Consider the following 15888-nt stretch of genomic DNA (forward strand, 5'->3'; position numbering starts at 1 on the left):
TGTCAGCCTAATCTTTTGCCCAAGGAACGGGCCGTGAAATCAACCATGGGGACGACACGGGCGTAATTCAACCGAGTTGGCCCGATGACCCCCAGCACCCCGACCACCTTTCCCTCGCGATCGCGGTAGGGCGAGGCGATGACCGATGATCCGGACAGCGAGAACAGCCGGTTCTCGCTACCGATGAAAATTCGCATGGCGTCGGCATCGCGGGCGTTTTCGAGAAGCGTTGCCACCGATTGCTTGTTTTCGAGATCGTCCAGTAAGGAGCGCACGCGTTCGATGTCGCTAAGCGCGCTCTCGTCCAGCAGATTGGCCTGGCCGCGCACGATCAGGACCGGGCGCTCGGCAGTGTCGGTAGTCCATGTCGCGATGCCGCGCGACACCAGATCGCGACTGGCCTCATCCAGCGCGCTGCGTCCGCCGGAAATCTCCTGTTCGACTACAGCGGCCGCCTCGGCGAGTGTCCGCCCGGACGAGCGCGCCGTTAGGTAATTGCTTGCCTGTTCCAGCGACACGCCAAGCACGGCAGTAGGCACGGAAAGTATCCGATTTTCGACATGGCCGTCCTCTCCGACGAGTACTGCCAGAACGCGGTTCGCGTCGAGCGCGGTGAGCGACACCTGCGATAGGCGTGGCTCCCTTCGGGGCACCATGACCATGCCCGCGGCGCCGGACAGGTCCGACAGGAGCGCGCTTGTCTCTTCCAGGGCGCGCTCGATCGGGCCGGGTTCGGCCAGGCGCTTCTCGATGGCCGCCCGCTCCTGAGCAGTCGGTTCGGCAACCTGCATCATCGCATCGACGAAGAGGCGCAGGCCGCTTTCCGTCGGCATCCGGCCCGCACTGGTGTGAGGGGCGGCGAGCAGGCCGCGTTGTTCCAGTTCTGCGAGGACAGAGCGGATGGACGCTGGCGAAAGGCCGACACCGCCCTCGCCCGCCAGCGCCTTCGAACCGACAGGAGTGCCGGTATCGAGATAACCTTCCACCACGAGGCGGAATATCTCCCGCGCGCGGTCGGACAGATCGGAAAGCGGAGGGCCGTTCATGCCTTCTATCTAACCACTCCACTTGCGGCCTCAAGGCCCATCCGCCAAAGCCTCCACCGAGATTCGACTGAATTGGAGAACGGAATGCGACCTTCAGGACGCGCGCCCGACGAAATGCGCGCCATCACTATCGAGACCGGTTACACCAAGCATGCAGAAGGCAGCTGCCTGATCAGCTTCGGCGAGACGCGGGTTCTGTGCACCGCATCGGTCGAAGAACGGATTCCGCCGTGGCTTCGCGGCAAGGGAGAAGGCTGGGTCACCGGCGAATACTCCATGCTGCCGCGCGCCACGCACACGCGCGGTCAGCGCGAAGCGGCCAAGGGCAAGCAGAGCGGACGAACGCAGGAAATCCAGCGACTTATCGGGCGTAGCTTACGTGCAGTCGTAGATATGAAGAAGCTTGGCGAGCGCCAGATCACTCTCGATTGCGATGTCATCCAGGCCGATGGCGGGACGCGTACCGCTTCGATTTCGGGCGCGTGGGTCGCGCTGCGACTGGCCGTCGATGGCCTGATGAAATCGGGCGACATCGTGGAAGATCCGATCACCGCCAAGGTCGCTGCCATTTCCTGCGGTGTCTACAAGGGCACGCCTGTGCTCGACCTCGATTACCCCGAGGACAGCAATGCGGATGCCGATGCCAACTTCGTCCTGATCGAAGGCGGCAAGATCGCCGAGGCACAGGCTACGGCGGAAGGCGCGCCATATGACGAGGAAGCCTTCCTTCGCTTGCTCCGACTTGCACAGATGGGCTGTGCACAAGTGTTCAAGGCACAGGACGAGGCAACCCGCAAATGACCCGTCGGCTCGGTTCGGGCAGCCTCGTGATCGCGACGCATAATGCCGGCAAGCTCAAGGAAATCTCGGCTTTGCTCGCGCCTTACGGCGTGAAGTGCATCTCTGCGGGATCGCTGGGCCTGCCCGAACCGCCCGAGACAGGCACAACCTTCGTGCAGAACGCGCTGCTAAAGGCACGCGCCGCTGCGGAAGCATCGGGCCTGCCCGCCCTCGCTGACGACAGCGGACTCTCGGTCGATGCGCTCGGCGGACGCCCCGGCGTCTACACGGCGGACTGGGCCGAGCGCCAGCATTTCGAAGGCGAACCCGGCCGCGACTGGTACATGGCGATGGGCAAGGTCGAAGGCATGCTCCAGGAAAAGGGGGCGGACGTCGACCGCTCCTGCGCCTTCCACTGCGTCCTGGCACTTGCCTGGCCCGACGGTGAGCAGGCGGTCTACGAGGGAAAGGCTCCCGGCACGCTGACATGGCCGCCGCGAGGAGAGATGGGTTTCGGCTATGATCCGGTATTCGTCCCCAAGGGCCGCGACCTGACGTTTGCGGAAATAGCGCCGGAGGAAAAGCACGCCATCAGCCACCGTGCCGATGCGTTTGCGAAACTGGTGGCGGAGCAGTTCGCCTAATAGGCCGTGCGGCCCCAGACATTACCCGCCGGGTAATACCGACAGACCAGGACGTCCCAGCCCCGGTCCGTGACCACCGCGCAGCCGACTTCCTGAGTATCGCGCCAGATTACCTGCGTGTAATGCGCCACGTCCGCCCATTGGCCCGTCCGGGAAATCTCCGGAAAGCGCCCATGACGGTAATGCCGCTTTTCGTCGATGAACATGCCGACCATGGTATCGACCGGCCACGCATTGGCGGTCCCCATCCAGAGGTTCTCGCCGGTTCCGCTGCGCGTAGATGCATCGGCGTGCTCGAGACGTCCCTTGCGGGCGAGCGTGTGACCCCATTCCCTGGCTTCACGCGCGAGCTGCGGGCTCCACTGCAGCATCGGAAGGCCCAATTGCGCGCGCTCCCGATTGTGGAGGTGGAGAATGCGCCCAGCATGGCGATCAGTCGAGGCATCCTGCGCCCGATGCTCTCGCACCGTGGCTGACGAGGCAGCAGCGCCGCCAGCGCTTGCAGCGACACCGACACCCGTGGCACATAGCAGTCCCAATGCGGCGATAGCGGTCGCGTAGAGTTTCATGCCTTCCATACCTCCGGTTAGACTGGAGCTGGCTTAATTTTCAATGAAAGCGCCCCTTGGCCAAAGCCCTCTACATTCACTGGCCCTTCTGCCTCGCAAAATGTCCCTATTGCGACTTCAACAGCCACGTCCGCGAGCGGACGGATATGGAAGTCTGGGAACGCGCCTTGCTGAGCGACATGCGTGCCGAAGCAGGCCAGAACAAATCTCAGGAAAAGCTCGCAAGTATCTTTTTTGGCGGAGGAACTCCGTCATTGATGCCACCTACCCTCGTTGAAAAACTCCTGCATGAAGCAGAGGAAATCTGGGGCTTCGAGGATGGCATCGAGATCACCCTGGAAGGCAATCCATCCTCGGTCGAAGCCGCCAATTTCGCGGCGCTAGCGAGCGCCGGGGTGAACCGTGTCTCGCTTGGCGTTCAGTCTTTACGGGACGAAACGCTCCGGTTTTTGGGCAGGCTGCATGGCACCGGGGAAGCTATCCGCGCCCTCGCGACCGCGCAAAGCCATTTTGGCCGCGTGTCGATCGACCTGATCTACGCCCGCCCCGACCAGACGGAGGCCGACTGGCGGCAGGAATTGGGCGAGGCGTTGGCACTCGGCACCGATCACCTGTCGCTTTACCAGCTGACGATCGAACCGACGACGCGTTTTGCAACCGATGTCCGGCGCGGCGTATTCACGCCGCTCGACAATGACCCGGCAGCCGACCTTTTCGCAATGACGCGGGAAATGACCGCCGCTGCCGGACTGCCAGCCTATGAGATCAGCAATCATGCGCGGCCTGGTCAGGAAAGCCGGCATAATCTGACCTACTGGCGATACGAGGACTATCTCGGGATCGGCCCAGGCGCACACGGGCGCCGTGACGGCATTGCGACGTTGCGACACAAGAAGCCCGAAAACTACCTTGCCGCGGTAGAACGCCAGGGCTCGGGCATCTCTGAGAACCGCACGCTCACAAAGCACGAACAGGCTTCGGAAGCGCTGCTGATGGGACTGCGCCTCGCGGAAGGGATCGACAGGACTGCCCTCACCCGCCGTTTCGACGTCACCTCCGTCACCATGCTCGATGACGCCAAGCTGCGCCTCTATCGCGACCTCGGCCTGGTCTGGAAGAAGGCGGACAGGATTGGCGTCACCGAGGCAGGCATGCCCTTGCTGGACGCCCTGCTCGGTGAACTTGTGTCAGAGGACCTGGTCGCGGGATGACCAAGGCGGATTGCCTTCAAGCCTGGCACGACCACCTCTCGCTGGCGCAGCGGCGCTCCGATCACACGGTGCGTGCCTATTCGAAGGCTGCAGAGCGGCTCATGGCGCGCGGCGAGTTCGAGACATTCGAACAGGTTGCGGCTCTGACCGCAGCCGAGTTGCGTAGCCATCTGGCGTCACGCCGCAGCGATGGCCTGTCCAACGCTTCGACCGCACGCGAACTATCCGCGCTCAAGAGCTTCGTGTCCTTTGCCAAGGCGCAGGCGGGTCACGACGTCACACAGGCTCCGCGCCTGAGGGGACCGCGTATCAAGAAGGGCCTCCCACGGCCCGTGTCGCCCGATGATGCGATGGGATTAGCTGAAACGGTCGACGCGATGGCGATGGAGGATTGGGTCGGCGCGCGCGATCGGGCGGTCCTGCTTCTGCTCTACGGTGCGGGCCTGCGAATTGCCGAAGCCTTGTCGCTGACGGGTTCGGACGTCCCCCTTGGCGAAACACTCACCGTTACGGGCAAAGGCGGCAAGCAAAGGACCGTGCCCATCCTGCCGCTGGTCCGCGATGCAATCGCCGAATATTGCACGCTCAATCCCTGGCCGCTTGGACCGCGCGATCCCCTGTTCCGTGGGGTAAAAGGCGGCGCGCTTTCGCAAGGCGTTGTCCAGAAAGCGACAGCACGCGCCCGCAAGGCGCTTGGGCTGCCGGACACCGCGACACCGCACGCGCTGAGGCACAGCTTTGCGACCCACCTGCTCGGAGCGGGTGCCGATCTGCGCAGCCTGCAGGAACTGCTCGGCCATGCCAGCCTCGGCTCCACGCAAATCTATACGAAGGTCGATGCCGCCAGTCTGCTCGACACCTATCGCAACGCCCATCCACGTGACCGCGATTGATCACATAGCGGCGTGACGTCGCTCGATCGCGTCCCAGATCAGCGCGGGTGTATCGGTCCCGTTGAACTTGTCGATCGCGACGATGCCGGTGGGCGAGGTCACGTTGATCTCGGTCAGGTACTTGCCGCCGATCACATCGATGCCGACGAATACCAGCCCCCTCTTTTTGAGCTCGGGGCCCATCGCCGCGCAGATTTCCTCTTCCCTTTCGGAGAGACCAGCGGCTTCGGCATGGCCGCCCTGGGCAAGGTTCGAACGAAACTCACCTTCGCCCGGGAAGCGATTGATTGCACCTGCAAACTCCCCGTCGACCAGGACGATCCGCTTGTCGCCTTCGCTCACTTCGGGGAGGAAGGGCTGGATCATGTGCGGCTCGGGCCAGGTAAGGTCGAACACCTCGCTCAGCGCGGACAGGTTCGTACCCGTCTCGTCGAGGCGGAAAATTGCCTTGCCTCCGTTGCCGTGGAGCGGCTTGATAACGACCGATCCGTGCTTTTGCTGGAAGGCCCGCAAATCGTCGAGATGCCTCGCGATCATCGTCGGCGGCATGAACCGCGCGTAATCGAGGACGAACATCTTCTCCGGCGCATTCACGACTTCGCGGGGATCGTTGATTACGAGCGTCGTGCCTTTAAGGCGATCCAGCAGAAGCGCAGAGCTTATGTAGCCGAGGTGGAACGGCGGATCCTGCCGCATCAGGACGACATCGATATCCTGGGCAAGGTCGATCCTGCGCCTTTCGCCAGCGGAAAAATGATCGCCTTCCACGCGCTTGACGGTGACCGGCGCGGCATGGGCCGTGATCCGCCCTGCAGGCGTGCCGTCGCTTTCATAAGCGAGCGAGGTGACGTCGTAATGCCAGACCTCGTGCCCCCTCGCCTGTGCGGCGAGCATCAGCGCGAAGCTGCTGTCGCCGGCGATATTGATGCTTTCGAGCGGGTCCATCTGGACGGCGACACGCAGGCCCATTGCGATCTCCTAAGGTTGCCAGGCGTTGGCGATGTGGCGGGGGAATGCCCCGGGTGCAAGCAGGATCACGTCCACACGGATGTCCTCTCCATTGGTTGCATAGCGATGGGCGACCGATTCCGTTGCCGCCGCGACACGCGCCAGCCGCCGCTCGTCGATTGCATTATCGAGTTCCGCGCGCTTGCTGCGCCACTTCACCTCGATGAAGGCGACGATATTGCCGCGTTTCGCGACAAGATCGATTTCGCCAGCCTTGGTCTTCACCCGCTGGTCGAGGATGTGCCAGCCCTTCGCGCGCAGCCAGAAGGCCGCCCTCGCCTCGCCGTCTCTGCCGTTTCGTTCGGCAACTTGCCGTTTCATCCGGCCTTGAGATCCATGGCACGGGTATAGAGCGCCTTGCGGTCGAGACCTGTCGCTTTCGCCACATGGCCGGCAGCCTGCGAAGGCTTCATCGTCATCAGGGCCTCGCGCAACATATCGTCGGCATCCGCCTCGTTCGCCTGCACCGCCTCGGGCGGGCCGATAAGCAGCACGATCTCGCCGCGCGGAGGATTGGCGTCATAATAGGCCATGAGACCGGAGGCGAAGCCGCGGCGGCATTCCTCGTGCAGCTTGGTCAATTCGCGCGCGACGGCGATTTCCCTCTTGGGCAAAACGTCCTCAATCGTGGCCAGCGTTTTAAGCAGGCGCGGTGCGGTCTCGTAGAACACCAGCGTGGCGTCGATCGCGACCAACTCTTCCAGGGTTTCCCTGCGTCCCTTTTCCTTCGACGGCAGAAACCCTGCGAACAGGAAGCGGTCGTTCGGCAGTCCGGAAAGGGTCAGCCCGACCACGGCCGCGCAAGGACCCGGAAGGCTGGTGACAGCTATGCCTTGCTCCCTGCAATCGTTGACCAGCCGATAGCCGGGATCGCTCACCATCGGTGTTCCTGCATCGCTCACCAGGGCGACCGCTCTCGTCTGCATGGAGTCGACAAGCCTCGACCGGTCCCGATGCTCGCTATGGTCGTCATAGCGCCACATCGGCTTCGAAATCCCGAGATGCTTGAGCAGCTTGCCCGTCACGCGCGTATCCTCGCAGGCGACCCCGTCGCAGCGGCGCAGGATATCGACCGCGCGCATCGTTATGTCGCCCAGATTGCCGATTGGGGTGGCAACGAGATAGAGACCGGGTGTAAGACTTTCGTCAGGCGCAGGGGATGCGGGTTCGCTCACATGCCTTCCATGACCAGCAAAAAGGGAAGCGGCAAGGATGAAGCAGGCATTTATGAACCGGCGCGGTGCAATCGCAGCTTTCGGAGCCGTAGCCCTTTCGGGATGCGCGATCATTCCCAAGACGGCCGAGCCCGCTCCGCCAACGCCGACGCCGGAACCCAGTGCGACGAGCCTGCCGCAGGACGGGGAACGGCACCGTGTGGCGCTGCTGGTTCCCATGTCCGGAGATAATGGTGCGGTCGGTCAGTCCATCGCGAATGCTACCACGATGGCCCTCCTCGATACCAACGCGGACAACATCCGGATCACGACCTACGACACAGCGCGCGGCGCCCAGTCAGCGACCAACGAAGCGCTTGCCGACGGTAACCGCCTCATCCTCGGCCCCCTGCTGGGCAGCAATGTGGCAGCCGTGCGCTCGACCGCAGCAGCGGCAAATGTGCCCATCATCAGTTTCTCGAACGACACCACGGTTGCCGGGCCGGGCGTCTTCATCATGGGACACATCCCCGAGCAGTCCATCGCCCGCAGCGTCGAATATGCGCGCGAACAGGGCGCGAACACATTCGCCGCCCTTTCCCCGGAATCCGAGTATGGCAGGCGCGCGGAGGCGGCCCTGCAATCCGCTCTCTCTTCATACGGCGGACGATTGATTGGCACCGAACGCTACACCCGCACGAATACATCGGTGGTAAGCGCCGCCGGAAGGCTAAAGACAATGGGCGGGTTCGACACGGTCCTGATCGCCGATGGAGGAACTCCTTCGATCCGCGGGGCACAAGCCATTGCGTCCCCGTCCCTGCGTATCCTCGGGACGGAGCGGTGGGCCGGCGAAAGCGCGCTTCTGAGGGTAGAGGCGCTGGAAGGCGCGCTGTTCTCTGCTGTGACGGACGGTCGCTATGGCGGCTTCGTCACCAGTTATGAGGCGCGCTTCGGCAGTCAGCCCTACCGGGTGGCCACCCTCGGCTATGACGCAGTCCTGCTGACGCTGCGCGCTGCCCGCGATTGGGAAGTCGGGCGTGATTTCCCGACCAACGTGCTGTTCCAGGCGGGCGGGTTCGACGGGATGGACGGTCCATTTCGCTTCCAGCGCAACGGTGTCGTGGAGCGAGCGCTGGAGGTGCGCTCGGTCAGCAATGGCGGGATAATCACCGTCTCCAGGGCGCCGTCCGGCTTCTGACAGGCGGATAACATTCAGGTGGCGCTTGTGTGCGCGGATTCGCGCGCGATATAGCACTGACCATGTCCGACGATCTTTTCGAGAATACGCCCACATCGAGCGGCGATTACGACGCATCTTCCATCGAGGTCCTCGAAGGCCTCGAACCGGTCCGCCGTCGCCCGGGCATGTATATCGGCGGGACCGACGATCGCGCCCTGCACCACCTCGTGGCCGAAGTGCTCGACAACGCGATGGACGAAGCGGTTGCGGGCCATGCCAGCAGGATCGAAATCCGGCTTGAAGAAGGCAACAAGGTCACCATCAGCGACAACGGTCGCGGCATCCCGGTTGCAGAGCATCCGAAATACCCCGGCAAATCCACGCTGGAAGTCATCCTCACGACCCTGCACTCCGGCGGCAAGTTCTCGGGCAAGGCTTATGCGACCAGCGGCGGCCTGCACGGTGTAGGTGTTTCGGTGGTCAACGCGCTATCGGATTACACCCGCGTCGAGGTGGCCCGCGACAAGCAGCTTTTCGCACAGGAATTCTCCAAGGGGCATCCTACCGGCAAGCTGCAGGAGCTTGGAGCGACGCCGAACCGGCGCGGCACCACCGTTACCTTCACCCCGGATGCCGAAATTTTCGGTGATCGCGCCTTCAAGCCGAAACGGCTGTTCAAGCTCGCACGTTCGAAGGCGTATCTTTTCGCAGGGGTTGAGATACGCTGGAAATGTGCCGAGGCTCTGGCGAGCGACGATGTTCCGGCAGAAGCCGTATTCAAGTTTCCGGGAGGACTTGCAGATCATCTTGCAGAACAGCTGGGCGGGCGCGAATGCGTCACCGCGCAGCCCTTCGCCGGCAATCAGGATTTCCCCGATGAGCAGGGCCGCGTCGAATGGGCCATTGCGTGGCCGCTATTCTCCGACGGGTCGACCAGCTGGTACTGCAACACCGTCCCCACTCCCGACGGCGGCACGCATGAACAGGGCCTGCGCGCGGCCCTGACCAAGGGGCTACGAGCTTTCGGTGAGCTAACCGGGACGAAGAAGGCCAAGGACATCACTGCCGACGACGTGATGAACGGTGCCGAAGTCATGCTGTCGGTCTTCATCCGCGATCCGCAATTCCAGAGCCAGACGAAGGATCGCCTCACTTCACCTGAGGCGGTGCGCCTGGTCGAGAACGCGGTCCGCGATCATTTCGACCATTTCCTTTCCGACAATATGGACCGCGGCAAGGCGCTGCTCGGCCAGGTCATGGAGCGGATGGACGAACGCCTGCGCCGCAAGCAGGAACGCGAGATCAAGCGCAAGACCGCTACCAATGCGAAGAAGCTGCGCCTGCCCGGCAAGCTGACCGATTGCAGCGGCGAAGGCGATGGCGAGACCGAACTTTTCATCGTCGAAGGGGATTCGGCAGGCGGCAGCGCCAAGCAAGCCCGTAATCGCAAGACGCAGGCGATCCTTCCCATTCGCGGCAAGATCCTGAACGTCGCCAGCGCGACTGCCGACAAGATCCGCGCCAACAGCGAGATCGCGGATCTCAGCCTGGCCATGGGCTGCGGCACCCGCAAGGATTGCGACGCGGAAAACCTGCGCTACGACCGCATCATCATCATGACCGACGCCGATGTCGACGGCGCGCATATCGCCACGCTCCTGATGACGTTTTTCTTCCAGGAAATGACGGACGTGGTGCGCAACGGCCACCTCTACCTTGCCCAGCCACCGCTCTATCGTCTGACGGCGGGCAAGGAGAGCCGCTATGCGCGTGACGACGAGCATCGCAAGGAGCTGGAAGAGACGGTTTTCAAGGGCAAGAAGGTCGAGGTCGGCCGCTTCAAGGGCCTCGGCGAAATGAACCCCCAGCAGCTGCGCGAAACGACCATGAACCCGGACACGCGCTCGCTGATCCGGATCACACTGCCCCCGGAATTCGAGGACCGCGCGAAGGTCAAGGAACTGGTGGACCAGCTCATGGGCCGCAATCCCGAGCATCGCTTCAATTTCATCCAGAACAATGCCGGGGAATTCGACCGCGAAATGATCGATGCCTGACGACAGGGATCATCCGGAAGAAGCGAACGAAGGCGATGTGATGGCGGGTGACCGCCGCATCGCCCGGACCGATACGGCACTTCCGTACTGGTACGCATCGGACGCCGCTTACCGGCCGATCCCCATCGCTTGGTTCGCAGGTGCGCTCGTACTGCAGGTCATAAGCCAGCCAGCTATCGTCATGCTGTTGTGGGGCTGGATCGGACTTCCGCGACTGGTCGTCGTAGCAGTCGCCCTACTCGCCAGCGGGATGATCTGGCAGTTCACCTGGGATCGCGGAATGCACGGCGCGCCCAGGCCTTGGCAGTGGTCGACCGGAGTGATGCTCGCATTTTTCTTCGGGATCACCGCCCTCTCGATGCTCGGCTAGTCGGCCACCTCGCCCATGCGAGTGTGCACATGCAATTCGCCTTCGAGCGTGCGATGCACGGGACACTTGTCGGCTATTTCGAGCAGGCGCGCCCTTTGGTCATCGTCCAGCGCGTCCCCGCGGATCGAAATGACGCGGTTGAGGGCCTGCATCTGCTTACCCTCCTCCATCGCTTCGACATGGTCGCATTCCTCCTCGTGCTTGCGCTCATGCGTGACATGGACGCTGACGCCTTCCAGTGGCCACTTCTTGCGATCGGCATACATCTTCATCGTCATTGCCGTGCAGGTGCCGAGCGCAGCGTTGAGTAGGTCATAGGGCGTCGGCCCGCTGTCATCACCGCCATAGCTTTTGGGCTCGTCGGCGATGAACTGGTGTGCGACCGTGTGGACCTCGGTGCCGAACTTGCCGTGCCCGGTACAGGCGACAATGCCCTCTTCCGGCATCGGCCAGTCCTCCCGCAGCGGCAGGTATCGGTGGGCCCAGCCAGCGATTACCCGCGCCGCGAAATCGGCGTCCTGTTCCTGCAACAGGAGGTGATCGGCGCCCTCGAGGCTGATAAAGCTCTTGGGATGCTTGGCGGCCTGGAAAAGCGCGCTCGCGTGTTCCACCCCGACGATGGTATCGATCGGCGAGTGCAGGAACAGGAGCGGCTTTCTGAGACGCTTCACCTCGTCGAGCAGATCGATATTCTCGACCCGCTCCAGGAATTCCCTGCCGAGGCAGAACTCCTGGCCGCCGATCCTTACCTCGCCTTCGCCCTTGCTCCTGATAGCCTCGATGTCCCCGTCGATATTGCGCAGCACGTGCGGCACATCCGAAGGAGCCCCGATGGTGGCGATGGCCGCAACATGCTCGGCGCCGATTTCGTCGGCTGCCGCAAGCACGGCCGCGCCGCCCAGGCTATGCCCGACCAGCAGGATCGGTTGCTGGAACCGCTCGACCATATAGCTCCCGGCTGCGACAAGATCGGCAACGTCCGCGGCGAAGCCGGCCCTGCCGAATTCACCTCCGCTTCCGCCGAGGCCGGTAAAATCGAACCGCAGCGTCGCGATGCCCTCGCGGGCCAAAGCACGTGCGACCGCCACCGCAGCCCGGCTCTGCTTCGTGCAGGTGAAGCAATGGGCAAACAGCGCCGCACCGCGCACAAGCCCGGTCGGCATTTCGAGCGAGCCGGTCAGGTCATGCCCGGCGTCGGTAGCAATCGTCAGGTTTTCGGTCGGCATGAACCCTCCTTCGTCCTTGGGGATGCAAGTGTTACAACGCCCCCTTGCCCTAAGCGTGCCCTAGCCCTAACGCATCGCACAAGTTGCAAGGGAAAACCCATGTCCGATAATTCGACCGACCAGACCCGTTTCGAAGGTACCAGCTCCTATATCGCCACCGAGGACCTCAAGGTCGCGGTGAATGCTGCGGTGACGCTGCGCCGCCCGCTGCTCGTCAAGGGCGAGCCCGGCACCGGCAAGACCGTGCTGGCGCACGAAATCTCCAAGGCGCTCGGCGCTCCGATGATCGAATGGAACGTCAAGTCGACGACAAAGGCGCAGCAGGGCCTTTACGAGTATGACGCAGTCGCTCGCCTGCGCGACGGCCAACTCGGCGACGAGCGCGTCCACGACATCTCGAACTACATCAAGAAGGGCAAGTTGTGGGAAGCGTTCACCTCGCCCGAACTTCCCGTCCTGCTGATCGACGAGATCGACAAGGCCGACATCGAGTTTCCGAACGATCTCCTGCAGGAACTCGATCGCATGAGCTTCGACGTCTACGAGACTCATGAGCGGATCGAGGCCAAGGAACGCCCGATCGTCGTCATCACCTCGAACAACGAGAAGGAACTGCCCGACGCGTTCCTGCGCCGCTGTTTCTTCCACTACATCAAGTTCCCCGATCGCGACACGATGCGCGAAATCATCGAGGTGCACTATCCGGGCATCCAGAAGAACCTCGTCTCCAAGGCGATGGAGATCTTCTACGAATTGCGCGAAGTGCCGGGCCTGAAGAAGAAGCCGAGCACCAGCGAACTGCTGGACTGGCTGAAGCTTCTTCTCAACGAGGACATGCCGCTCGACGTGCTGCAGGACAGCAATCCGAACAGCGCGATCCCGCCGCTTCACGGAGCGCTGCTGAAGAACGAACAGGACGTGATGATGTTCGAACGGCTCGCATTCATGGCGCGCCGCCAGCCCTAATTTACGGGGCTACACCGAACAGCGAAAAGGGCGCGTTCCGTATCGGAGCGCGCCCTTTTCCTTGGGGAAATCTCGTTTAGTCGAGCGAGTAGGCCAGTTCGCTGTCGCCCCAGCGTCGGCCGTTGATAATCAGCGGCACATAGACGTTGCGAACGACCACATAGTTCTTCCCGTCGCCTTCCTGGCGATAGACCGCCATCATGTAAGGGTCGGTGCTCTTCTTGGCGGCGACATCCACGCCTTCGAGCATGATGCGGCCGTTGCGGCAGTATTTGGTGTCGTGCGTCAGGTCGCCGGTAGGCTTGCGCGAGCGGTCGGAAACATGCGTGGGCAGGAAGCCGTTCATGTCGGCAGGCGAGCACATCATGATCGGGCCGCCTTCCGCTACCACCGAATCGATCACGGGGCGCCAGTTGCGGTCGGCCCAGTCGCTGAGCTTGTTGCGGAAGAGCTGAGGGTTCGTGCCGGGCACTTCCCTGTAATCCGTATCGAAGAACTGCTCCATCGTGAGCTCGCCCTTCTCGATTGCCTCTTCGGCAATGCGGGCGAGGTTCTTCGCGTGATCGATGGCGCGCTCGACCAGCTGGCTGTCCTGCGGCGAGAGGCCCGCCTTCACCAGCTTGTCGAACATATCGCTCGCGGTCAGTTCGAGCTCTTCCATACGATCGTGTGCGGTCGCCAACTTGTTTTCGTTCTCGCTCGCGGCGCGGTCGAAGCTTTCGATGACGGCCGAAACACGGTCTACGTGTTCGGTCATCATGCCGGTTGCACGCGCGATCTGGTCGTTCTGCTGGTCGACTTCCTCGACCAGCTGAGAAACGCCAGAGATCGTCGCGTCGATGCTCGCGACCGAACTCTTGGCCTCGTTCGATGCCTTGGCGCCCGCTTCGATACGTTCGATCACGGTCGCGGCCTCGGTGCCGAGGGTCTCGATCACGTCGGAGATTTCATCCGTCGCCTTGCGCGTTTCGCCGGCGAGGGATTTCACTTCATTGGCGACCACAGCGAAGGTGCGACCGGCTTCGCCAGCGCGCATGGCCTCGATGGTCGCGTTGAGGGCGAGGATATTGGTGGTCTCGGCGATCTGCTCGATGTCCTGCGAGCAACGCTTCACCTGGTCCATTGCCGCTGCGAAACCGGTGACGTGGGTCGCCAGCGTTTCGACCAGGTCGAGAAGGTTGGTGATCTGGCTCAGGGACGACTGGATCTGCGTGGTGCCCTGCCCCAGCCGCTCGATCGCGCGAGCGGACAGGAGACGCGCTTCGTCGGATGCCTCTGCAACCTTGCGCTGATCCTTTTCGAGTTCGCTGACCGTGCCTTGGAGTTCGGCGTGCTCGGCGCGAAGGATGCCCGAGCTGTCGATAACCGCCTGCACGATGCCGGCCACATCGGAACACCCGACCGTGACCTTGCCGCACGCCTCCGGAATCGACTCGATGCTCGCCGCTTTCGAAGCATCAACAACGCTAAGTTCCATTAGATACGATCCCTTTGTCCCCGTTCTGCGGGAGGGGTCTAAACGGAAGTGGTTATCAGCGGGTTAAGGCAAAACGCCACTTTCCCGTTTGCGCGGCGCGGCAGGACAGGTAGGAGAATGCCATGTTCTTCAATTTCGTCGACGAGCTTCGCGCTGCGGGCATTCCCGCGAGCTTCAAGGAACACCTCACCCTGCTGGAGGCCCTGGACAAGGACGTTATCGAGCAATCGCCCGAGGCGTTCTATTACCTCAGCCGCGCGACCTTCGTGAAAGACGAAGGGCTGATCGACCGTTTCGACCAGGTTTTCTCGAAGGTCTTCAAGGGTATCCTTACCGACTACGGCCAGAACCCGGTCGATGTCCCGGAAGACTGGCTGAAAGCGGTGGCCGAGAAATTCCTGTCCGAAGAAGAGATGGAGAAGATCAAGTCTTTGGGTGACTGGGATGAGATCATGGAGACGCTGAAGAAGCGCCTCGAAGAGCAGGAAAAGCGCCACCAGGGCGGCAACAAGTGGATCGGTACCGGCGGCACCTCGCCCTTCGGTAACTCGGGCTACAACCCGGAAGGCGTGCGCATCGGCGGCGAAAGCAAGCACAAGCGCGCGATCAAGGTCTGGGACAAGCGCGAGTTCAAGAACCTCGACAACACCAAGGAACTGGGCACGCGCAACATCAAGATGGCGCTACGCCGACTGCGCCGCTTTGCCCGCGAAGGCGCGGCCGACGAACTGGATCTCGACGCGACCATCGACGGCACGGCCAAGCAGGGCTGGCTGGACATCCGGATGCGCCCGGAGAGGCACAATGCTGTCAAACTGCTGCTGTTCTTGGACGTGGGCGGATCGATGGACCCCTTCATCAAGGTGACGGAGGAACTGTTCAGCGCCGCGACGAGCGAGTTCAAGAACCTGGAATTCTTCTACTTCCACAACTGCCTTTACGAAGGCGTCTGGAAGGATAACCGCCGTCGCTGGCAGGAGCGTACCAAAACCTGGGACGTGCTCCACAAATACGGGCACGATTACAAGATCGTGTTCGTGGGCGATGCGGCGATGAGCCCCTACGAAATCACCCATCCGGGCGGCAGCGTGGAGCATATGAACGAGGAAGCCGGCGCCACGTGGATGCAGCGCGTGGTGAACACCTACCCGGCGACCGTCTGGCTTAATCCCGTGCCCGAAAAGCAGTGGGGCTATTCGCAGTCGACGAAGATCATCAAGCAGCTGGTCAACGACCGCATGTATCCCCTCACCCTCGACGGGCTGGACGATGCCATGCGCGAGTTGAGCCGCAAGCAGGGCTGA

At 62.5% G+C, this 15888-nt stretch carries 16 protein-coding genes; 9 read left to right on the forward strand and 7 right to left on the reverse strand.

Annotation, left to right across the window (positions count from 1 at the left end; all coding sequences use genetic code 11):
* Positions 1-2: 2 nt before the first annotated feature.
* Positions 3-1046 carry a heat-inducible transcriptional repressor HrcA gene (hrcA, locus tag LCM24_RS00155; RefSeq protein WP_160594978.1) on the reverse strand — a complete coding sequence of 348 codons (1044 nt, stop codon included), beginning with the start codon at positions 1044-1046 and terminating at the stop codon, positions 3-5.
* An 84-nt stretch (positions 1047-1130) separates the two neighbouring features.
* Between hrcA and rph the strand changes: the two genes are divergently transcribed.
* Positions 1131-1847: a ribonuclease PH gene (gene rph / locus LCM24_RS00160; protein WP_090483049.1), complete on the forward strand. Its 717-nt coding sequence runs from the start codon at positions 1131-1133 to the stop codon at positions 1845-1847.
* Positions 1844-2470 (forward strand): RdgB/HAM1 family non-canonical purine NTP pyrophosphatase, encoded by a 627-nt coding sequence (gene rdgB / locus LCM24_RS00165; RefSeq protein ID WP_224802245.1) that lies wholly within the window; start codon positions 1844-1846, stop codon positions 2468-2470. Before rph ends, rdgB begins: the two co-directional genes overlap by 4 nt.
* Here rdgB and LCM24_RS00170 read toward each other — a convergent pair.
* Positions 2467-3048: a CAP domain-containing protein gene (locus LCM24_RS00170; protein WP_224802246.1), complete on the reverse strand. Its 582-nt coding sequence runs from the start codon at positions 3046-3048 to the stop codon at positions 2467-2469. The genes rdgB and LCM24_RS00170 overlap by 4 nt on opposite strands.
* Before the next feature lie 47 nt (positions 3049-3095).
* Between LCM24_RS00170 and hemW the strand changes: the two genes are divergently transcribed.
* Together hemW and LCM24_RS00180 are read left to right on the forward strand one after the other, a co-directional pair.
* Positions 3096-4250: a radical SAM family heme chaperone HemW gene (gene hemW, locus LCM24_RS00175; RefSeq protein ID WP_224802247.1), complete on the forward strand. Its 1155-nt coding sequence runs from the start codon at positions 3096-3098 to the stop codon at positions 4248-4250.
* Positions 4247-5143 (forward strand): tyrosine recombinase XerC, encoded by an 897-nt coding sequence (locus tag LCM24_RS00180; RefSeq protein WP_224802248.1) that lies wholly within the window; start codon positions 4247-4249, stop codon positions 5141-5143. The genes hemW and LCM24_RS00180 overlap by 4 nt, the downstream gene beginning before the upstream one ends.
* Here LCM24_RS00180 and gshB read toward each other — a convergent pair whose 3' ends face one another.
* The 3 genes from gshB to rsmI are packed head-to-tail and all read right to left on the reverse strand — an operon-like array spanning position 5144 to position 7326.
* Positions 5144-6112, reverse strand: a complete 969-nt coding sequence (gene gshB / locus LCM24_RS00185; protein ID WP_224802249.1) for a glutathione synthase — start codon at positions 6110-6112, stop codon at positions 5144-5146.
* A gap of 9 nt (positions 6113-6121) precedes the next feature.
* Positions 6122-6472, reverse strand: a complete 351-nt coding sequence (locus LCM24_RS00190) for a YraN family protein (RefSeq protein ID WP_221565294.1) — start codon at positions 6470-6472, stop codon at positions 6122-6124.
* Positions 6469-7326, reverse strand: a complete 858-nt coding sequence (gene rsmI, locus LCM24_RS00195; RefSeq protein WP_224802250.1) for a 16S rRNA (cytidine(1402)-2'-O)-methyltransferase — start codon at positions 7324-7326, stop codon at positions 6469-6471. Before rsmI ends, LCM24_RS00190 begins: the two co-directional genes overlap by 4 nt.
* Positions 7327-7363: 37 nt before the next feature.
* Here rsmI and LCM24_RS00200 point away from each other — a divergent pair, with 37 nt between their 5' ends.
* The 3 genes from LCM24_RS00200 (at position 7364) to LCM24_RS00210 (ending at position 10915) form a co-directional block, all read left to right on the forward strand.
* Complete coding sequence (locus tag LCM24_RS00200) at positions 7364-8506, forward strand: penicillin-binding protein activator (protein ID WP_224802251.1); 1143 nt, start codon at positions 7364-7366, stop codon at positions 8504-8506.
* Positions 8507-8568: 62 nt separating this feature from the next.
* Entirely contained in the window at positions 8569-10545 is a 1977-nt protein-coding gene (gene parE, locus LCM24_RS00205) for a DNA topoisomerase IV subunit B (protein WP_224802252.1), read from the forward strand.
* Positions 10538-10915, forward strand: a complete 378-nt coding sequence (locus LCM24_RS00210; RefSeq protein WP_224802253.1) for a hypothetical protein — start codon at positions 10538-10540, stop codon at positions 10913-10915. Before parE ends, LCM24_RS00210 begins: the two co-directional genes overlap by 8 nt.
* Here LCM24_RS00210 and LCM24_RS00215 read toward each other — a convergent pair.
* Positions 10912-12141 carry a bifunctional alpha/beta hydrolase/OsmC family protein gene (locus LCM24_RS00215; protein WP_224802254.1) on the reverse strand — a complete coding sequence of 410 codons (1230 nt, stop codon included), beginning with the start codon at positions 12139-12141 and terminating at the stop codon, positions 10912-10914. The genes LCM24_RS00210 and LCM24_RS00215 overlap by 4 nt on opposite strands.
* A gap of 99 nt (positions 12142-12240) precedes the next feature.
* On the opposite strand from LCM24_RS00215, the gene LCM24_RS00220 reads away from it, so the two are divergent.
* Positions 12241-13107 carry an AAA family ATPase gene (locus LCM24_RS00220; RefSeq protein WP_090483039.1) on the forward strand — a complete coding sequence of 289 codons (867 nt, stop codon included), beginning with the start codon at positions 12241-12243 and terminating at the stop codon, positions 13105-13107.
* Positions 13108-13183: 76 nt separating this feature from the next.
* On the opposite strand, the gene LCM24_RS00225 is transcribed toward LCM24_RS00220, so the two are convergent.
* Positions 13184-14584, reverse strand: a complete 1401-nt coding sequence (locus tag LCM24_RS00225; protein WP_224802255.1) for a methyl-accepting chemotaxis protein — start codon at positions 14582-14584, stop codon at positions 13184-13186.
* Positions 14585-14706: 122 nt separating this feature from the next.
* Between LCM24_RS00225 and LCM24_RS00230 the strand changes: the two genes are divergently transcribed.
* Positions 14707-15888 (forward strand): vWA domain-containing protein, encoded by a 1182-nt coding sequence (locus LCM24_RS00230; RefSeq protein ID WP_224802256.1) that lies wholly within the window; start codon positions 14707-14709, stop codon positions 15886-15888.

This window comes from Qipengyuania aquimaris, from assembly GCF_020171965.1.
Lineage (GTDB): Bacteria > Pseudomonadota > Alphaproteobacteria > Sphingomonadales > Sphingomonadaceae > Qipengyuania > Qipengyuania aquimaris_A.